The following is an 18608-nucleotide window of genomic DNA, read 5'->3' on the forward strand; positions in this document are numbered from 1 at the left end:
TAAAATTAACAACAACCTACCAAATATACAATAAAGCATTGCTATATAAGAAAATAATGAATTTTGCACAAACATCAAAATTTAATATAAAGAACCACTTAGAAATATTTTGAAATGTTTAACATTATTTATTTACATATTTTATTTTAAATAAAGATGAACTTAGTCGTTAGTATCGGATCGTCATTCTGGAGGGATTGTCATAATTCATAGAAATTATTATTAAAAGGGAATATATAATGAAAAGAAAAGTACTGGCACTTATGGTTCCGGCATTATTAATGGCTAGCGCCGCTAATGCCGCCGAAATCTATAACAAAAACGGTAATAAACTGGACCTCTACGGGAAAGTTGACGGCCTGCATTACTTCTCTGACGACGCTTCAGAGGACGGCGACCAGACCTATGTTCGCTTTGGTCTGAAAGGCGAAACGCAGATTACTTCCGAGTTAACCGGCTACGGTCAGTGGGAATACAACATTCAGGCGAACACTAGCGAAAAAGAAGGTGCGAATTCCTGGACCCGTCTCGGCTTTGCCGGCCTGAAGTTTGCCGACTGCGGGTCGCTGGACTATGGCCGTAACTACGGCGTGGTCTACGACATTGAATCCTGGACCGATATGCTGCCGGAATTCGGCGGCGATACCTACACCCAGACCGACGTTTACATGACCGGCCGTACTAACGGCGTGGCCACCTACCGTAACAGCGATTTCTTCGGCCTCGTCGACGGCCTGCATTTCGCCCTGCAGTATCAGGGTAATAATGAAAACGCCGGTTCTGGCGAAGGCACTAATAACGGTGGGAAACGTAAGCTGGCGCGGGAAAATGGCGACGGTTTTGGTATCTCCAGCTACTACGATCTCGATATGGGCATCAGCTTCGGGGCAGCGTATTCGTCTTCTGACCGTACCCATAACCAGCTGGCGGCCGCGCGTAGCAGCCAGCGTTATGCCAACGGCGATAAAGCCGATGCCTGGACCGTCGGCGCGAAATATGACGCCAATAACATCTATCTGGCCGCCATGTATGCTGAGACCCGCAACATGACCTTCTATGGCAACGATAGTTTTGGCGGAATTGCCAACAAAACGCAGAACTTCGAAGTGGTCGCGCAGTATCAGTTCGACGACTTTAATTTACCGCTGCGTCCGTCCGTGGCCTATCTGCAGTCGAAGGGTAAAGATCTCTACGCCTATTCTCGCTACGGCGACAAGGATCTGGTCAAGTATGTCGACGTGGGCATGACCTACTACTTCAACAAAAATATGTCCACCTATGTGGATTATAAAATCAACCTGCTGGATGAAGACGACCGCTTCTACAAAAACAGCGGTATCGCGACCGATGATATCGTCGCCCTCGGCCTGGTCTATCAGTTCTGATCCCCGTCAAAGCCCGCGTTCAGCGGGCTTTTTTATGTTCCCGCTCCGTTGAGATCACTCTTTTCGACATTGCCGCTTTCCAGGCGTACCTTCCCTCTTTATGATGCGTTTAAGCTCGTTCGGGCTAAAAGCGGCGATAAGGTGCCAAAAGGATAAAGCGCGCTACCGCGACTCTACGCTGAAACCAGGACGATGATGATGGTGATACCCCAGCGCAGGCGTTATACCTGAAGCTAACGGTGTTATTGAAGGGTAGGTTAGAGCAAGAAAAGTGGCGGAGAGAGGGGGATTTGAACCCCCGGTAGAGTTACCCCTACTCCGGTTTTCGAGACCGGTCCGTTCAGCCGCTCCGGCATCTCTCCGCTGTGATGGTTGCTATAATGCCAGGATCTTTGGCATTTTAATAGCTCCCGTTTCGGTAATTGTGTTCAAGTGACGACTTTGCGAGCAATATGATGTTTAAATGGCCCTGGAAAGCAGATGATGAGTCCGGCAACGCAGAGATGCCCTGGGAGCAAGCGCTTGCCATTCCGGTTTTAGCCCATCTTTCGTCCGCTGAGCAGCACAAGCTCACGCAGATGGCTGCCCGTTTTTTACAGCAAAAGCGGCTGGTGGCATTGCAGGGGCTGGAGCTGACCCCGCTGCATCAGGCGCGCATTGCTATGCTCTTTTGTCTGCCGGTGCTTGAGCTGGGCATTGAGTGGCTGGATGGCTTCCATGAAGTGCTGATCTACCCTGCCCCTTTCATCGTTGATGATGAATGGGAGGATGATATTGGTCTGGTCCACAACCAGCGGGTGGTACAGTCGGGACAAAGCTGGCAACAGGGTCCTGTAGTGCTGAACTGGCTGGATATTCAAGACTCTTTTGATGCGTCAGGCTTTAACCTTGTGGTGCATGAAGTGGCGCATAAGCTTGATACGCGGAACGGCGACCGGGCCAGCGGCGTGCCGCTTATCCCGTTGCGTGAAGTTGCCGGCTGGGAGCATGATCTCCACGCCGCGATGAACAACATTCAGGATGAGATCGATCTGGTAGGCGAAAGCGCCGCCAGTATTGACGCCTATGCCGCCACCGATCCCGCAGAATGCTTTGCTGTCCTCTCGGAATATTTTTTCAGTGCGCCTGAATTGTTCGCGCCTCGCTTCCCGGCCCTGTGGCAGCGTTTTTGCCACTTTTACCGCCAGGATCCGCTGGCGCGTAGACGTGAGAATGGCCTGCAGGACGAAGGCGATCGGCGCATTGTTCACTAAAACAACGTGTTGAGCTAAATTTAGCCATTTGAATCAGCAGGTTAATTTTAGTGTTGACACAAAAATGCGAGGCCAGTAGTATGCGCCTCGTTCACACGATTCCTCTGTAGTTCAGTCGGTAGAACGGCGGACTGTTAATCCGTATGTCACTGGTTCGAGTCCAGTCAGAGGAGCCAAATTTAAAAATCCCGCTCAGGGAAACCTGAGCGGGATTTTTGCTTTCCGTGATCCTCTCCGCTCCCCAAGCATGCAATCTTATCCTGGTGTAGGTGCTATTTTCTTGCTATGAGGCAAGCTGAACGGCCGTGAGCCCCACGCTCCCGCAAAGGCTTAAATAAAGGCGGTTTAACCGTGCCGGACCATACCTGGGTGTAAGGCAATAATGCGCGGTTCCAAAAAAGATCGGCAACACCGCCGCTTCTGACATCTCTCCGCCAGCGGGTATAAGCAGCATCGTACCGTAGGTACCGTCCAAGGTTCCGTATGTGATCCCCGCAGGTGAAAAGCAGCGATGCTGCTCCCAACCTTATGGCTACAGACTTTCGATCCGGCGGTAACCGCTGGGTCTGCCGCTGCGTAGCAGACATGGAGGATGCTGAAAACAGCCTGTCCAGTGCGGCGATGACGCCCAGGGGACGGCTACGGGTGGATGTACCGAGTCCGCTGGCCCGTCTTATTCTGGTGCCGGCGCTACCGGCTTTCCACGCCCGCTACCCTGATATCCAGATCGACATGGGTGTGAGCGACCGGGAAGTGGATCTGATCGGCGACAACGTGGATTGCGTTCTGCGCGGTGGTCAAATCACCGACCAGTCCCTAATCGCACGCCATGTCGGCGATTTGCAAATCGGCGTCTACGTCGCCCCCAGCTATGTGGAACGCCTTGGCGCTCCCGCACACCCGCGCGAGCTGCAAAATACTGACCATTGCATAGTGGGATTCTTGTCCTCGCGCACCAGTAAGATTGATCCTTTGGTACTGTGCAGTGAGAATGAACGTATTGAAATCACGGGCAACTACGTACTTGCCGTGGATGATGGCAATGCTTACCTCGAAGCTGGGTTAGTTGGCTTAGGCGTGATTGCGCTGCCCAACTATATGGCGGCAGCGCATCAGGCCGTTGGCGCTTTGATTCCATTATTTACACAATGGCGGATTAGCCCAATGCCTCTGTACCTGGCGTTTCCACCGAACCGCCATGTCAACGCCAAGCTGCGCGTTTTTATTGACTGGATCGTTGAAGTGATGCTGCAGCATGTCCCCATTACCAACAATAAGTAACGACATCCCCTGATTCGCTGATCAACGACGATGGGGGTCAGCGGTAGTGGCTGTGGTCAGGCCTGTTTTGACAATAGGGATTCAGCAGAACTCATCCGTCTTATATTCTGGATAATGGCTATCATAAAGGGGATCTTCGCTTTCATGGACAATGGCAGCCCAAAAAAAAATCCTCAGTAACAAGATTAAGTCCATAGGCATATTTGCAGACTTTATCATCCCCTCCTGAGCATCTCCTGGCGCCCTCATTAAAACGCCATCACCGCCACTGCTGATAAGTTAAGGATCGGTTTCCCGATCCTTATTCCCAACAACGTTGAATGCATCGTCAGCAAAAGAGCCTTCTTACAATAGCCGTTAATCAGACTAAACGACCCGCTACAAACTTCCCTGCGCCGCTGTGGCGCTGATATTCACCGGCATGCCGGAGCGGCGCTGCAGGGTCTGCTCGACCTGGGCAGGGCTCACTCCCGGCCCCTGGGTAAAGTCGCGCAGCGCCGAGGTCATCGGCAAGGGGACTTTTCTGTCGGATTCAAACTCCGCGCGGTTGCGCGACAGCGGCTCGTGCACCTCCAGCCAGTGACTGCCGTCCGGCTCCACGCTGTACTTCACCGGCTGATCGATCAGCTGAACCCGCGTCCCAACCGGCACGTTATCAAACAGGAATTTAATATCGTCATTGCGCAGGCGGATGCATCCCTGGCTGACGCGCAGCCCGATACCAAAGTTGGCATTGGTACCGTGGATGGCGTAGAGCCTGCCGATGTAGATCGCATACAGCCCCATCGGATTATCGGGCCCGGGGGGCACCATCGCCGGCAGCGTTTTGCCCTCTTTCGCATACTCGCGGCGGGTATTGGCGGTTGGCACCCAGGTGGGGCCTTCCTGCTTACGCTCTACTGCCGTCACCCAGTTACGCGGCGTTTCGCGTCCGGCCTGACCAATGCCGATTGGCAGGACTTCCACGCTATTGCCCAGCGGCGGGTAATAATAGAGACGCATCTCGGCGACGTTGATGACGATCCCCTCCCGCACGGTGTCAGGCAGGATCAGCTGTTGCGGAATAGTCAGCGTCGAACCGGAGTGCGGTAAATAGACATCGACCCCGGGGTTGGCTTCCAGCATATTGCTTAACCCCTGGCCGTACTGGGCGGCAAAACTTTCCAGCGGCTGGGTGTTATTGTCCGGAACGGCAATGGTAAATGCGCTGCCCACCAAACGGCTCCCCTCCGGCGGCAGCGGATAGCTGACGGCCAGCGCGCCGTGGCTGGCAAGCAGCATCAGCGCCGTACAGAGTAATTTCACACGCCGCATCGTCATTTTCCCTTCCTCAGTCGCGACTCACGTGTGTGAATTATAGCGTTATTTCCACTCCCCGACCCGCTGGCCAGCATTTCCTTAAATCTGATAGTCGATTGCGGCCTCTTCCGGCTCCATCGCCTGACGCTTAATCTCATCCAGCGACAGTCCGGCATTGCACAATTCGATAAAGCGCCAAACGTAATTCCGCTGCAGCTGGCCCCGCTTCAGTCCCAACCACACGGTATTGGCATCGAACAGATGGCGGGTATCAAGACGCGTAAAGGTGTCCGCTTCCCGGGCATCACCGGACTGCTCGGCGACCAGCCCGACGCCCAGCCCCAGCTCCACGTAGGTCTTGATCACATCGGAATCCTGCGCGCTCAGCACGATATCCGGCATCAACCCCTTGCGGTTGAACGCCTCATCAATGCGCGAACGGCCAGTGATCCCCTGGCGGTAGGTGATTAACGGCCAGCGGGCGATCGCCTCCAGCGTCAGGGGAGAAACCTGCGTCAAAGGATGATCCTTCGGCACCAGCAGGCTGTGATGCCAGCGGAACCAGGGGAAAGCCGCCAGCGTCGGATCGTTGCTCAGGCGCTCGCTGGCGATGCCGATATCCGCTCCGCCGTTATGCAGCAGCGCTTCGATTTCCTGCGGGGTACCCTGCACCAGCTCGACGCGAACATCTGAGAACAGCTCGCGGAAAGCTTTAATGACCGGCGGCAGGCTGTAGCGCGCCTGAGTATGGGTGGTGGCGATAGTTAAGACGCCTGACGCATCGTTAGTGAAGAGATCCGCCAGCCGCCGAACGTTACTGGCTTCATTGAGGATCCGCTCGGCAATCGATAACAGCGCTTTACCCGGCTCGGTCATGCCTAACAGGCGTTTGCCGCGGCGGATAAAGATCTCAATCCCCAGCTCCTCTTCCAGTTCCCGGATATGGCGACTGACGCCTGACTGCGAGGTATAGAGCATATTCGCGACTTCCGTCAGGTTGTAATCCTGACGGGCCGCCTCACGGATAATTTTCAGCTGCTGGAAGTTCACCCTTTCCTCCGGGCCAATGGACTTAACGTATCTGCTATTGTTAAAGTCTGTTGTCCCAGGTAACAAATAATAAAAACCAGCAACTTATTTCTTAAGAGAATATACCCTAACTGACCAGCTGCAGCTCACGGTTTTCCAGCGATGGGCGGCTCACCAGAGACAGCAGGATCTCTTTCACCGCCTGCGCCTGCGGCGACAGACTGCCGCGAGCCGACATGTTCAGCGACAGCGACAGGCTCATTGAAGGCGTGCTGATCCGCGCCATCCAGCCGTTCGCCGCCCCGCACAGGGAACGGGCAGCGGATTCCGGTAACACCGTCGCCCCCATGCCGCTGGCGATGGCCGCGGTCAGGGTGGTGATGGATTCGATCTCGCCGATAATTTTCGCCGACAGACGACGCAGGGTGAATGCCTCGGTGACCCGCGCCCGCACTGCGCTGTAATCGCGCGGCAGGAACAGGTTCATCTCCGCCACCGCCGTGAGATCCACGCTCTGCCCCGGGCAGTCGCGGGTGCCGACCAGGTAAAGGTCTTCTTTCAGCAGCGGCTGGCTGACGATGCCTGCCACCGGCGAACGCTCATAGAGCACCGCCATATCCAGCTGGCCCGCCAGCAGCTTGTCATTCAGCGCTGTGCCGCTGCTCTCCTGCAGATAGACCATCACCTCGGGCAACTCATTGCGCACCGTTTGCAGCAACGGCATGGTAATGGCGGAAGCCGCGGTGCCCGGCGCCAGGCCGATCGACACCTGACCACGCAGCGTCTGGCCGACGTTATTGACCGCCAGCTGCGCCTGCTCGCACTGGCGCAGGATAGTGCGCGCATGGGTGTAGAGAATTTTACCGGCTTCCGTTGGCGTGACCCCTCGCTTGGTGCGTATCAGCAACTGCTGGTCCATTTCACCTTCCAGGGTCGCGACCTGTTGGCTGAGGGCCGGTTGGGCGATATGCAAGACTTCAGCGGCCTGGGTCAGACTGCCGATATCGACGATTTTCACAAAATATTTCAGTCGTCTTAAGTTCATTTTGCCTCCTGTAAGGAACGCCAGCGTCAACGCTGGGAGTATGATGCACTGGCTTTTGCAATTTGCTTGCCAGCTTTGCATTTCCTCGGCTGTCGCCCGCCGCAGGCAGTGTTATAAGGGATAGTGATAGCAATTCGGTTTTTATTTGCCCGGTAAGCAGATTGTGGTATGCCCCATTAGGGGTACATTCGCACTACAACGGTGCAACATGGTGAAAAAAACAGCGCATGGATGGCGATTGCTGAAATTGTCAGCAGTCGAACGCAATTCTTTGAATCAGGCTTTGACAAGGCCGGATGGCATCGTTAATATGCGCCCCGTTCACACGATTCCTCTGTAGTTCAGTCGGTAGAACGGCGGACTGTTAATCCGTATGTCACTGGTTCGAGTCCAGTCAGAGGAGCCAAATTTAAAAAGCCTGCTTTCGAGCAGGCTTTTTGCTTTTCAGCGCCGGTACTTCTGCCGGAAGGCGAATGGCCACCCTCCGGCGATTGCGGCTTTAGTGTAAACTCTCTTCCTTCAGATCTATCTCCCGCAGCACCTCATAAAAAGTGATATCGCTGATGTTATGGGCGCGGCGCAGCCGGAACAGCTCCTGACGCTGGGCGATAATGACCTCTCGTTGCATATATTTCTCCAGCCTGGCGCGCTTAGCCAGCTCCAGCCCGACATCCTGCCCCTCGTCATTGTCGTTATAGTGAAGCCGCCGCTGATAGGTCTCGAGCAGCATATTGCCGGCATCGGCCCGCAGGGCCTGCTCACTGGGATCCTCCACCGGCTCGTCCAGTAGCGCGTTAAGACGGTTAATGGCCACCTCGGTCATCACGGCGCCAATGTCGTCCTTACCGGTGTCATGCGGTAGATCATCGGCAAGATAACGAGTCATAAACGGCAAACCGATAGCCGCCACCACCAGCGACATCAGGATCACCGCCATCGAAAGAAAGATCAGTAGTTCACGGCCCGGGAACGGCGAACCATCTGCCAGCACCACCGGCAGCGTCAGAATACCGGCGAGGGTCACAGAGCCCTTCACTCCCGCCAGCGCCATGACGGCGAGGATACTGAAGCGTGGACGGACGGTGATGGCCTTGCCCCGACGTTTGCGGCGAAAAATTGTCAGCTTCATCGACAGCCATACCCAGGCGAAGCGCATCAGACCAAGCGCCAGGGTGATGGCCACGGCGTACAGCAGCAGATACCAGGGCGAAGAGACGCCGGCCTGGCTGGCTACCGCCGGCAGCGTCCTGAGCATGCGCGGCAGCTGCTCGCCCAGCATCAGAAAGATCATCCCGTTGAGGGTGGTCTGCAGCATGGACCATACCGCGCTGCTTTTCATGCGCGTCGCCGGAAGCCGGGGCCCCGACAGCTGCTCATAATGCATCGCAATGCCGGCGGCGACGGCGGCAAGAATGCCCGAGACATGGAACGCCTCGGCCAGCAGGTAGGCGGCGAAAGGGATAAGCAGGCTGATCAGGATCTGGATGGCTGGCTCCTCGCGGGTGCGCCGAACCAGAAAGTTATTACATTTGCCGGTGACCCACACCACCACGAGGCCACTGAGGATGCCCCCGAAGGCCATCAGGAAAAATTTCACCACCGCGTCTCCCGGGGAGAAGCTGCCGGTCAGCACCGCGGCGATGGCGAAGTTAAAGGCGACGAGGCCTGAAGCATCGTTTAACAACGACTCCCCTTCGAGAATATGCGCCATCCTTGAGGGAAGCGGCGAGCTGGCGGTCATTGCCGATACCGCCACCGGATCGGTAGGCGACAGAATAGCCGCGAGGGCGAACCCTGCCGCCACGGTGATAGCCGGGATCAGCCAGTGAATAAACAGGCCAATACCGAGAATAGTCACCATCACCAGGCCTATCGCCAGCGATAAAATCGGCTTCATATCGCGGAAAAAAGCGTCTTTGGGGATGCGCCAGCCATCGAGGAACAGCAGCGGCGGGATAAACAGCAGTAAAAAAATATGCGGGTCAAAATCGACCTGAAAGCCACTGGCGGCCAGCGCGGCGCCCGCGGCGATTTGGATCAGCGGTAGCGGCACTTTAACGGGCAGAAGATGGGACAGGAACACGGTCACCACGATGGCCATAATAAAGACCAGCACGATAGCAATTAGCGACATTCATCCCCTCCTCTGACGGCAATATTCATTCTGTACATCAGACTGTTAATCCTTTTTCGCAGGTGTTGTTTCGGTAACAGATTATTTACCCAGTCACCGATAATTTAAGACAGACGTCATTGTCTGCCGGCGATAATATTTAAACTGAGGTGGCAACCGGTGCCGGATCAGGGGTGACAATGTCTTTTATCAAGCCGCGTTTGTCAATCCGCTATCGTCTGCAAATCATCGCCGGCCGGCATTCCGGGGAGAAGTCCTCACGGGACTGTCGACCGGGGACTTCGCAAATTAGCCTCTTCACATGGACAAAACCACTCAACCGCTCCAGCCCCCCGCTGTTTATATATTCCCAATATTATTAATTCGTATTATGCATTGTGAATATGGATATTAATGACCAGTCTAATATACCCGGCAGAGTTATATTTCGTGCCCCCGCCGGCAGTGCGAACCACGTATTTGCGATAAATAATTCTTAACGCCCCCAGTTCAGAATGATTGGTCAGCCAGCCTTACGCTACGCGCAATGCTTGCCCTACCCCTGAATTGGGCGTACCCTGACCTACAATTAAACCACACGGTCTAAATCATGAATCCCGATACCTCCACCGTCCTGAAGCCCCGCCGCGGCCGTCCACCCAAGGTCGATCGCCAGTTTGACGATACGCGTCAGGCGCTGATTCGCTCAGGCCTTGAAGTGCTGACCGAAACGGGCTATCTCGCGGCGGGTATTGATGCGGTGATCAAGAATATCGCCGTGCCAAAGGGGTCGTTTTATCACTGCTTTAAAAGCAAAGAGGCCTTTGGCCTCGCCGTGCTTGCCGCCTATGGCGACTTCTTTGCGCATAAATTAGATAAATTCCTGCTGGACGACGCCGTGCCGCCGCTGGAACGGATGGCGGCCTTTGTGCGTCATGCCGGTCAGGGAATGGAGAAATTCCAGTTTCGCCGCGGCTGCCTGGTGGGCAACCTGCTGCAGGAAGCCCCGTTGTTACCCGAGACGTTTCCCCAACGGTTGATGGCTATCCTGGCGGCATGGGAGTCGCGCGTGGCGCGCTGCCTGCGCGAAGCGCAGGCAGCCGGGGCCATCGCCAGCGACGCCTCACCGCAGGCGCTGGCCCAGGTGTTCTGGATCGGCTGGGAAGGCGCGGTGATGCGCGCCAGGCTGGTCCAGTCTGCCGCACCGCTTAACCAGTACTGGGATTTTTTTGCGCACAGTATGACAACAAAAACACCTGCACAGGACGGCGCTAGCGCCGATAACCCCCTTCCGACGAGGAATACTCTGTCATGAAAGCATTAGTTCTGGACCAGATCGACAACCGCACCGTCGCCACCGTCAAAGATATCGACCTGCCCGCTCTTGCCGAAGGCGACGTCCGGGTCGCCATCGACTGGTCGAGTCTCAATTATAAAGACGCCCTGGCGATCACCGGCAAAGGCAAAATTATCCGTCAGTTTCCGATGGTGCCGGGCATTGATTTTGCCGGTCAGGTGAAAGAAAGCCGCGATCCGCGCTTTGTTCCCGGCCAGGCCGTGATCCTTACCGGCTGGGGCGTCGGTGAAAACCACTGGGGTGGCCTGGCCACCGACGCCTGCGTTAAAGGCGACTGGCTGGTTGCTCTGCCGGAGACGCTCAGCGCGCGCCAGGCAATGATCATCGGCACCGCCGGCTTTACCGCGATGCTATGCGTTGATGCTCTCGTTAGTGCGGGTGTCACCCCTGATAGCGGGGATATCCTGGTCACCGGCGCCAGCGGCGGGGTCGGCAGCACCGCCGTGGTGTTGCTGAAAGCCCTTGGCTACCGGGTGACGGCCGTATCGGGCCGGGAATCGACACACGATTACCTTCGCCAGCTGGGCGCCGATACGATCCTGCCGCGCAGCGACTTCGCGGAGACCCGTCCGCTGGAGAAACAGCTGTGGGCGGGCGCGGTGGATACCGTTGGCGGCCCGGTGTTGGCCAAAGTGCTGGCGCAAACGCAATATCGCGGCTGCGTCGCCGCCTGCGGTCTGGCCGGGGGCTTCGATCTGCCGACCACCGTGATGCCGTTTATTCTGCGCAATGTGCGTCTGCAGGGGGTGGATTCGGTGATGGTGCCGACCGCTGAACGCGACGCCGTCTGGCAGCGTCTGGCCCAGCTTCTGCCGGAGAGCTACTACCAGCAGGCGGCCACTGAAATCACGCTGGAGCAGGCGCCAGCGTATGCCGCAGATTTCCTCAGCAATAATATTCATGGTCGGACGCTGGTCAATATCGGTCAGTAATCCTCTTCTCCCGGCGCCCGTGCGGCGCCGGATCCCGAGAGGGATCAAGGCATATCATTTCCTTCCCCACGGGATTATGATGACGCGAACGAATAGCTCTGCGAGTGGTAAAAAAGTAAATGGATGTCATAAGCATCATTATGGCGGCGGGCAAGTCGTCCGTTGACGTCGCGCTGTATACGCTGTTGCCGATCATGGTGATCATGCTGATCATCATGAAATACCTTGAGGTCCGCGGTATCCTCGATGTGATTGTTCGCTGGGTGGCCCCGCTGCTGAAGCCCTTCGGCTTAACCGGGATGAGCGCCTTCGCCCTGATCCAGATTAACTTTGTCAGCTTTGCCGCCCCGCTCGCCACGCTGTCGATTATGGATAAACGCGGCGTCTCGGACCGACAAATGGCCGCCACGCTGGCCATGGTGTTCGCCATGGGGCAAGGCAACGTCTTCTATCCTCTTACCCCTTTTGGTCTGCACTGGCTGGCCTCGATCGTTATCTCGGTGGTCGGCGGCCTGTGCGCGGCCGCCGTCGCCTGGCACGTCACCGGACGGCGCTTATCGGTCGCCGAGAATCCCCGCGCGGAAGCGCTGCCGAACGCCGAGCAGAACAGCCAGGGAATTCTGGCCGTGATTAACAGCGCCGGCTCCGACGCCATCCGCCTGGCGCTCGGCGCGGTGCCAATGCTGATCCTGTCGTTAACCATCGTCGGGCTGCTGCAGGGCGCCGGGGCTATCGACCTGCTGCAGCAGCTGCTGAAGCCGCTTCTCAGCTGGCTGCACATCCCCCAGAACTTTGTGCTGCCGGCGCTGGTGAAGTGCGTTGCCGGGGGCACCGCCTACTTTGGCGTCATTTCCGAGCTGATCCAGCAGGGCAAAGTCACCGTGGACCAGGTCAACGCCTCGGCAGGTCTACTGATCCAGACCTTTGATCTTCCCGGTATCGGCATTTTTCTTGGCATCAGCTCACGGTTTGTCCGCCTGTTCCGCTTCGTGGCTCCCGCGGCGATCGTCGGTATCCTGCTGCGTACCGTTCTGCACCTGATCCTGTTTTAACGCCTCTGCTCTGGCCTGCGCTTTCAGGCAGGCCGCCACCGCCGCCTGTTCGCCGCAGGCGATGCGCTCATCGACGCGCGTCATCATCCATGGAAAGAATGGATTGGAGGTGACGCGCATTAACGTCTCCAGCCCCACGCTCAGCGTCCCGGTCTCTCCGCGCAGTGAAATGGTGCCCAGGCTAATGCCGTAGCGGTTCTTCTCGTCCGGCTCGCGACCATACAGCGAATCGCTCAGGGGAAACGGCACCGCCACATGCGACAAAGAGTACATATCCGCCGGCCAGGCCAGGTGTAAAGGATAACGATGCTCTTCCCGATCTTGGGCCAGCGTGGTCCGGGCGACGGTCTGCAGCGTGTGCGCCGTCGCGTTGGTCACCACCGTGGTGGTATAGGCCCGCGGCGCCGGGGGCAGCAGCGTATTCACCGCCGCATAGAGCGCAGGGCGAAACAGGACCCGGAGATCCGCCGCCTGGTTAATATCGAACACCACCAGCTCGCTGCCGTTATCCGGTAGATAACGATACAGGGACTCCACCACCGCGCGGGTGCTGACCGTGGAATCCATCACCGACTGAAAGGTGAGGATCGGCGGCAGCGCTTTCAGCTCGCCCTGCCGGGCCGCGCGGATAATCTGCTGCTGCAGCGCCTGGCTCAATAACCACGATTGTCTCGCCGCCTTGACCGGAAAGGAGTTGTACTTGAACGGATTAAACTCAGGCGCCACGTTCAGCCAGGCCGCGCGGGCGAACGCCGGGAAGACGGACGGTAGCCCGGCGAGGCCGGCGAAACGGGCAAACGCGGTCACGCCGATCATCGGCGACAGCAGAATAATCTGCTGCGGCTGACGCAGGTGGCTATCCTCCAGGCTATCGAGGGCATACTTGAGCGCCAGCGCGCCGCCGTTAGAGTAGCCGACCAGATGCAGCGGCACGTCCGCCCCGGCAAGGCGGGTCGCTTCGCGTACCGCCAGACGCGTCGCCGCCAGCCAGGTCTCCCAGTCAACCGCCGTTAACGCCCCCGGCGCGGTGCCGTGTCCCGGCAAACGCGGCGCCACCGCCACATAACCCCGCTGCTGCCAGAGTTGCGCCAGATAGCGCACGCTGTAGGGCGAATCGGTCAGGCCATGGAGGAGCACCACGCCGCCGCGCGGCTTGCCCAGCGGCATCAGCACAAAAGAACGGTTCCAGTCCTGCTTAAACTGCCCCGGCCAGACCCGGCTGTGACGATAAAAGCGGTTGACCGGGGTTTTATCTTCCTCCGGCAAAGCCTCTGTCACCTCACGCTGGAGATCGGCGAAAATCGTCTTCTCCCGCGCCAGATACTGGGCAAAGGTCGCCTGGTCGATCTCTTCGGCCGACATCTCGTTGCCACTCCAGGTATGCCAGCGATGCAGGGCCGGGCCGCGCTGGGACTCATAGATCCGCCCGGCGAGAAAGACCACCAGCAGCGCCAGTACCGCAATGCTCCCTTTTTTCAGCAGTGAGCCGATAACGGCGCCCGACGTTCGCCAGTGTCGAAATAGATGCTTCATGACGCTCTCTCTTATATTTATTGCGTAGCCGGACTTATCAGCCCTCTTCCTGACAGGCTATTCTCACGGACTGCTTTTCAGCATAGTCATCGCTTCCTGCAAATTAAACCCGGCAGATCATTGCCCCCCGGCATAAAAAAACCTAGCGCACAGATCAACAATCGGTTGCGTATTTTTAAACACTGCATAAACCAAGGGGATAATCTTATTGTCAGATTTTTAAGAAACATGAATTATCGACGCACATGTCGCTATGAGAGGATAAAAAACAGATGGAGTGGTGGGTAAAAAAAGTACAGGACAACGCTTCGGCCAGCCTCTGCCGCGTCGTGCTTCAGAGCGGTGCGCTGGAGATGATCGCAGAGATTGAAGCCTGTCGCCTCCGCCTGCGGGAAGGGGATAAACTCACTCCGCTGGCCGATGCGCGCTATTGTCTGAATAATAATCCGACGCAAACTTTGAAGATCCGCAACGCCACTCATTATAGCAGCGAGCGTTGGACAAACGCCGGCAAATAACACGAGCCCGCTCCCTTTACTGGTTATGGTCTGAGTATCGTCGCATTTGACAGATAAATTCTCCTTCGCCCTTTTCCCGCTGTGACATACTATCGGGAATGTCAGCAGACCTGAAACAAGGAGCGAATCATGAATATCAAGGCCGCCAGTCTGACCCCGGAACAAGCGCTTGCCGAGCTGGAAGCGCGCTATGAAGCCTCGGTCACGGCGTTACGCAAAGCCATCGGCGACTATATCGACCATAATACGCTCCCCGATACCGAAGCCCGCGCGGAAGGTCTTTTTGTCTATCCGCAGCTGTCGGTCTCCTGGGACGGCGCCGATCATAAAGCCCTCAAAACGCGCGCCTGGGGACGTTTCACCCATGCCGGTTGCTATACCACCACCATTACGAATCCGAAACTGTTCCGCAACTATTTGCTGGAACAGCTGACCCTGCTGTATCAGGACTATGGCGCGCATATCAGCGTCGAGCTGTCGCAGCATGAGATCCCCTATCCTTACGTGATCGATGGTTCCACCCTGACACTCGACCGCTCGATGAGCGCCGGTCTGACGCGCTATTTCCCTACCACCGAGCTGTCACAAATTGGCGATGAGACCGCGGATGGCCTGTTCCATCCCACCGAGTTCTATCCGCTGTCGCACTTTGACGCCCGCCGCGTCGATTTTTCGCTGGCGCGTCTGCGACACTACACCGGCACGCCGGCGGAACACTTCCAGCCCTACGTGCTGTTCACCAACTATACCCGCTACGTGGATGAGTTCGTCAGCTGGGGCTGCAGCCAGATCCTCGATCCCGACAGCCCCTATATCGCTCTCTCTTGCGCCGGCGGGATCTGGATCACCGCCGAGACCGAAGCGCCGGAACAGGCCATTTCCGATCTGGCGTGGAAGAAGCACCAGATGCCGGCCTGGCATCTGATCACCCACGACGGCAAAGGGATCACCCTGATTAACATTGGCGTCGGCCCGGCTAACGCCAAAACCATCTGCGATCATCTCGCGGTACTGCGGCCGGACGTCTGGTTAATGATCGGCCACTGCGGCGGCCTGCGCGAAAGCCAGGCCATCGGCGACTATGTGCTGGCCCACGCCTATCTGCGTGACGATCATGTACTGGATGCGGTGCTGCCGCCAGATATTCCGATCCCCAGCATTGCCGAAGTGCAGCGCGCCCTCTACGACGCCACCAAGCAGGTGAGCGGGATGCCCGGCGAAGAGGTTAAGCAGCGGCTGCGTACCGGGACGGTGGTCACCACCGACGACCGTAACTGGGAGCTGCGCTATTCCGCTTCGGCGCTGCGCTTTAATCTCAGCCGGGCGGTAGCTATCGATATGGAGAGCGCGACCATCGCCGCCCAGGGCTATCGCTTCCGCGTCCCCTACGGCACGCTGCTCTGCGTCTCGGACAAGCCGCTGCACGGTGAAATCAAGCTCCCCGGCCAGGCTAACCGCTTTTACGAGGGCGCTATCTCCGAGCATCTGCAGATAGGCATCCGGGCGATTGACCTGCTGCGCGCCGAGGGAGATCACATGCACTCGCGTAAGCTGCGCACCTTCAACGAGCCGCCGTTCCGTTAATCGTCGATGACGTGGGAATCGTGAGATAAACGCTGACGTTACCCGCTGGGGAGCGTCAGCGTCCGGAGAAGCGAAACAAACGACCCGGCGGTGTTTGTCCACGGAAGAAAGGCGGTAGACAGAAAAGCAAAAAGCCTGCTCGAAAGCAGGCTTCTTAAATTTGGCTCCTCTGACTGGACTCGAACCAGTGACATACGGATTAACAGTCCGCCGTTCTACCGACTGAACTACAGAGGAATCGTGTGAACGGGGCGCATATTATCGATGACGCCCGGCGCTGTCAAAGCCTGTTTTCAATAAAATGAATCGTTTGCCGAATTATTCTTCACTTTGCGCAAAAAATGGCGTTTAGCCTCGCAAACGGCTCAGCTTTCCTCCGATGAAGCCTTCACGCGCGGATATTTCCACAGCCAGCGGCCGCTCACCATGCGGAAATAAAACAGCACGCCGCGCACCGCCCAGTCGAGCACCATCCCTAACCAGACGCCAATCACCCCCATCCCCAGCACGATGCCCAGGGTATAGCCCGCCACCACCCGGCAGCCCCACATGCCTAGCATCGACACCCACATGGTGTAGCGTACGTCACGGGCGCCTTTAAAAGCGCAGGGTAAAGTCCACGACAGCGACCAGATCGGCATAAACAGGGCGTTGAGCCACAGCAGCTGTTTAACCACTTCTTTTACATCTTCTTCATGGGTGTAGAACGAGGCGATAAAGCCGGCGAAGGGGGCGCTGCCCCAGGCGATCAGCGTCAGAATAATCGTCGACAGCCAAAATACGTGCCAGGCCTGGAATTCAGCCTGACCAATCTGCCCTTTTCCCAGCCGCTTGCCGGTAATGATCGTCGAGGCGGAGCCGAGGGCGTTGCCCGGCAGGTTAATTAGCGAGGCCACCGAAAAGGCGATAAAGTTGCCGGCGATAACGTTGGTGCCCATCCCGGCGACAAACATCTGGGTCAGCAGCTTGCCGCCATTGAACAGGACAGATTCGATACTGGCCGGGATGCCGATCCCCATCACCTCCCAGATAATGGCGAAGTTAAAGGGTTTGAAGTAACCCTTCAGCGACAGCCGCAGCGCCGGATTGAGGCCCACCATCAGCACCCAGATCGTGGCTATCGCGCCAATATAGCGGGCAATGGTCAGCCCAAGCCCGGCGCCGACAAACCCCAGCCCCGGCCAGGAGAAGATGCCGTAGATGAGCACGCTGCTGATTAAGATATTGAGGATATTCATCCCGCCGTTGATCAGCAGCGGGATTTTGGTGGTGCCGGCGCCGCGCAGCGCCCCGCTGCCGATCAGCGCAATCGCCGCCGCCGGGTAGCTCAGCGCCGTCAGTTCCAGATAGGTCAGCGCCAGGTCCTTGACCTGGGCGGTGGCATCGCCGGCGACAAAATCAATAATCTCCTGGCCAAAGGCATGGATCACCCCCGCCAGCAAAATGGAAAACAGGGTCATAATAGCCAGCGACTGGCGCGCGGCCGCCCTCGCCCGCCGCCGATCGCGCTTGCCGAGGCTAAAGGCCACCACCACCGTGGTACCCAGATCGATGGCGGCAAAGAAGGACATGATGACCATGTTAAAGCTATCGGCCAGCCCCACACCGGCCATGGCCTCTTTTCCCAGCCAGCTGACAAGGAAGGTGCTCAACACCCCCATCAGCAGCACACAGGCATTTTCCAGCAGAATGGGCACAGCGAGAGGGCTGATTTCGCGCCAGTACAGCACACGATAACGCTGACGTTTTTTAAACCAGGATGTCCGTTCGACAGCCTGGCGTACGGCGGAGGTGACGTTCAAGAGAGACCTTAGTGAGAGATGTTGAAACAACATTTCAAATGATGATTGAGAAATGGATATCCTGCAAAGTATTTTCCGTAATAATTGTCGGAAATGACAACAAATTGTCGATGGAAGCGGCAGTTGCACCTGAACAGGCGAATTGATGTTTGACAAAAGTTTTTTCGCCGCTAAGATACGACTCCACACGATTCCTCTGTAGTTCAGTCGGTAGAACGGCGGACTGTTAATCCGTATGTCACTGGTTCGAGTCCAGTCAGAGGAGCCAAATTTAAGAAGCCTGCTTTCGAGCAGGCTTTTTGCTTTTTTGCGTCGCTGACGTTAACTCAGCATCGCATCCAGCCTGGCAAGCACCTCGTTGACAACGACGTCAGGTATGCGTTCCAGACGCTTGCCGTTCCCTACCGCCTCCCTACGCCCCGCGT

The 18608-nt window shown here is 57.0% G+C and carries 14 protein-coding genes, 5 tRNA genes and 2 pseudogenes; 11 read left to right on the forward strand and 10 right to left on the reverse strand.

Translation table 11 applies throughout. The features are described from left to right. Window positions 1-239 precede the first annotated feature (239 nt). Window positions 240-1385: a porin OmpC gene (gene ompC, locus KHQ23_RS13070; RefSeq protein ID WP_002911596.1), complete on the forward strand. Its 1146-nt coding sequence runs from the start codon at window positions 240-242 to the stop codon at window positions 1383-1385. A gap of 272 nt (window positions 1386-1657) precedes the next feature. On the opposite strand, the gene KHQ23_RS13075 is transcribed toward ompC, so the two are convergent. Next, window positions 1658-1747: transfer RNA gene (locus KHQ23_RS13075), tRNA-Ser, on the reverse strand. A gap of 90 nt (window positions 1748-1837) precedes the next feature. Here KHQ23_RS13075 and mtfA point away from each other — a divergent pair. From mtfA to KHQ23_RS13090, 3 genes are all read left to right on the forward strand, one after another. Then, entirely contained in the window at window positions 1838-2638 is an 801-nt protein-coding gene (gene mtfA / locus KHQ23_RS13080; RefSeq protein ID WP_072141170.1) for a DgsA anti-repressor MtfA, read from the forward strand. Between the two features lie 100 nt (window positions 2639-2738). Further along, window positions 2739-2814 (forward strand) — tRNA-Asn (locus tag KHQ23_RS13085). Between the two features lie 352 nt (window positions 2815-3166). Next, the gene (locus tag KHQ23_RS13090; protein ID WP_223369425.1) at window positions 3167-3919 is read left to right on the forward strand and encodes a LysR substrate-binding domain-containing protein; all 753 of its coding nucleotides are present in this window, start codon (window positions 3167-3169) and stop codon (window positions 3917-3919) included. Between the two features lie 378 nt (window positions 3920-4297). On the opposite strand, the gene ldtA is transcribed toward KHQ23_RS13090, so the two are convergent. The 3 genes from ldtA to nac form a co-directional block, all read right to left on the reverse strand. After that, window positions 4298-5239, reverse strand: a complete 942-nt coding sequence (gene ldtA, locus KHQ23_RS13095; protein WP_032411441.1) for a L,D-transpeptidase — start codon at window positions 5237-5239, stop codon at window positions 4298-4300. A gap of 78 nt (window positions 5240-5317) precedes the next feature. Further along, the gene (cbl, locus tag KHQ23_RS13100; protein WP_004180456.1) at window positions 5318-6268 is read right to left on the reverse strand and encodes an HTH-type transcriptional regulator Cbl; all 951 of its coding nucleotides are present in this window, start codon (window positions 6266-6268) and stop codon (window positions 5318-5320) included. A gap of 106 nt (window positions 6269-6374) precedes the next feature. Continuing rightward, window positions 6375-7292, reverse strand: coding sequence for a nitrogen assimilation transcriptional regulator NAC (gene nac, locus KHQ23_RS13105; RefSeq protein ID WP_002911729.1), 918 nt, complete (start codon window positions 7290-7292; stop codon window positions 6375-6377). Window positions 7293-7622: 330 nt separating this feature from the next. On the opposite strand from nac, the gene KHQ23_RS13110 reads away from it, so the two are divergent. Then, a tRNA-Asn gene (locus tag KHQ23_RS13110) sits at window positions 7623-7698 on the forward strand. A 93-nt stretch (window positions 7699-7791) separates the two neighbouring features. Here the strand turns inward: KHQ23_RS13110 and KHQ23_RS13115 are convergent. After that, window positions 7792-9426, reverse strand: a complete 1635-nt coding sequence (locus tag KHQ23_RS13115; protein ID WP_032434781.1) for a Na+/H+ antiporter — start codon at window positions 9424-9426, stop codon at window positions 7792-7794. A gap of 589 nt (window positions 9427-10015) precedes the next feature. Between KHQ23_RS13115 and KHQ23_RS13120 the strand changes: the two are divergent. The 3 genes and pseudogenes from KHQ23_RS13120 to KHQ23_RS13130 all read left to right on the forward strand — a co-directional run bounded on the left by KHQ23_RS13120 (window position 10016) and on the right by KHQ23_RS13130 (window position 12746). Continuing rightward, window positions 10016-10841 (forward strand): annotated as a pseudogene (locus KHQ23_RS13120) (TetR/AcrR family transcriptional regulator). Continuing rightward, entirely contained in the window at window positions 10774-11694 is a 921-nt protein-coding gene (locus tag KHQ23_RS13125; protein ID WP_229543882.1) for an MDR family oxidoreductase, read from the forward strand. The pseudogene KHQ23_RS13120 and the gene KHQ23_RS13125 overlap by 68 nt, the downstream one beginning before the upstream one ends. A gap of 119 nt (window positions 11695-11813) precedes the next feature. Continuing rightward, window positions 11814-12746 (forward strand): nucleoside recognition domain-containing protein, encoded by a 933-nt coding sequence (locus tag KHQ23_RS13130; RefSeq protein WP_004184763.1) that lies wholly within the window; start codon window positions 11814-11816, stop codon window positions 12744-12746. Here KHQ23_RS13130 and KHQ23_RS13135 read toward each other — a convergent pair. Further along, window positions 12657-14279: a carboxylesterase gene (locus tag KHQ23_RS13135; protein ID WP_032434785.1), complete on the reverse strand. Its 1623-nt coding sequence runs from the start codon at window positions 14277-14279 to the stop codon at window positions 12657-12659. The genes KHQ23_RS13130 and KHQ23_RS13135 overlap by 90 nt on opposite strands. A 272-nt stretch (window positions 14280-14551) precedes the next feature. Here KHQ23_RS13135 and pmrD point away from each other — a divergent pair, with 272 nt between their 5' ends. Continuing rightward, entirely contained in the window at window positions 14552-14797 is a 246-nt protein-coding gene (gene pmrD / locus KHQ23_RS13140) for a signal transduction protein PmrD (protein WP_004141189.1), read from the forward strand. Between the two features lie 129 nt (window positions 14798-14926). Next, complete coding sequence (locus tag KHQ23_RS13145; protein ID WP_004148975.1) at window positions 14927-16381, forward strand: AMP nucleosidase; 1455 nt, start codon at window positions 14927-14929, stop codon at window positions 16379-16381. A gap of 161 nt (window positions 16382-16542) precedes the next feature. Here the strand turns inward: KHQ23_RS13145 and KHQ23_RS13150 are convergent. The 3 genes from KHQ23_RS13150 to KHQ23_RS26615 all read right to left on the reverse strand — a co-directional run bounded on the left by KHQ23_RS13150 (window position 16543) and on the right by KHQ23_RS26615 (window position 18370). After that, window positions 16543-16618: transfer RNA gene (locus KHQ23_RS13150), tRNA-Asn, on the reverse strand. A 128-nt stretch (window positions 16619-16746) separates the two neighbouring features. Continuing rightward, window positions 16747-18183 (reverse strand): EmmdR/YeeO family multidrug/toxin efflux MATE transporter, encoded by a 1437-nt coding sequence (locus KHQ23_RS13155; RefSeq protein WP_004151469.1) that lies wholly within the window; start codon window positions 18181-18183, stop codon window positions 16747-16749. Window positions 18184-18217: 34 nt separating this feature from the next. Next, complete coding sequence (locus KHQ23_RS26615; RefSeq protein WP_004225945.1) at window positions 18218-18370, reverse strand: DUF5951 family protein; 153 nt, start codon at window positions 18368-18370, stop codon at window positions 18218-18220. A gap of 5 nt (window positions 18371-18375) precedes the next feature. On the opposite strand from KHQ23_RS26615, the gene KHQ23_RS13160 reads away from it, so the two are divergent. Then, window positions 18376-18451, forward strand: a tRNA-Asn gene (locus KHQ23_RS13160). Window positions 18452-18504: 53 nt separating this feature from the next. On the opposite strand, the pseudogene KHQ23_RS13165 reads toward KHQ23_RS13160, so the two are convergent. Further along, window positions 18505-18591 (reverse strand): annotated as a pseudogene (locus KHQ23_RS13165) (type II toxin-antitoxin system PemK/MazF family toxin); the annotation flags it as partial. Between the last annotated feature and the right edge of the window lie 17 nt (window positions 18592-18608).

Origin of the sequence: Klebsiella sp. 64 (assembly GCF_018223915.1) — a bacterium.
Lineage (GTDB): Bacteria > Pseudomonadota > Gammaproteobacteria > Enterobacterales > Enterobacteriaceae > Klebsiella > Klebsiella pneumoniae.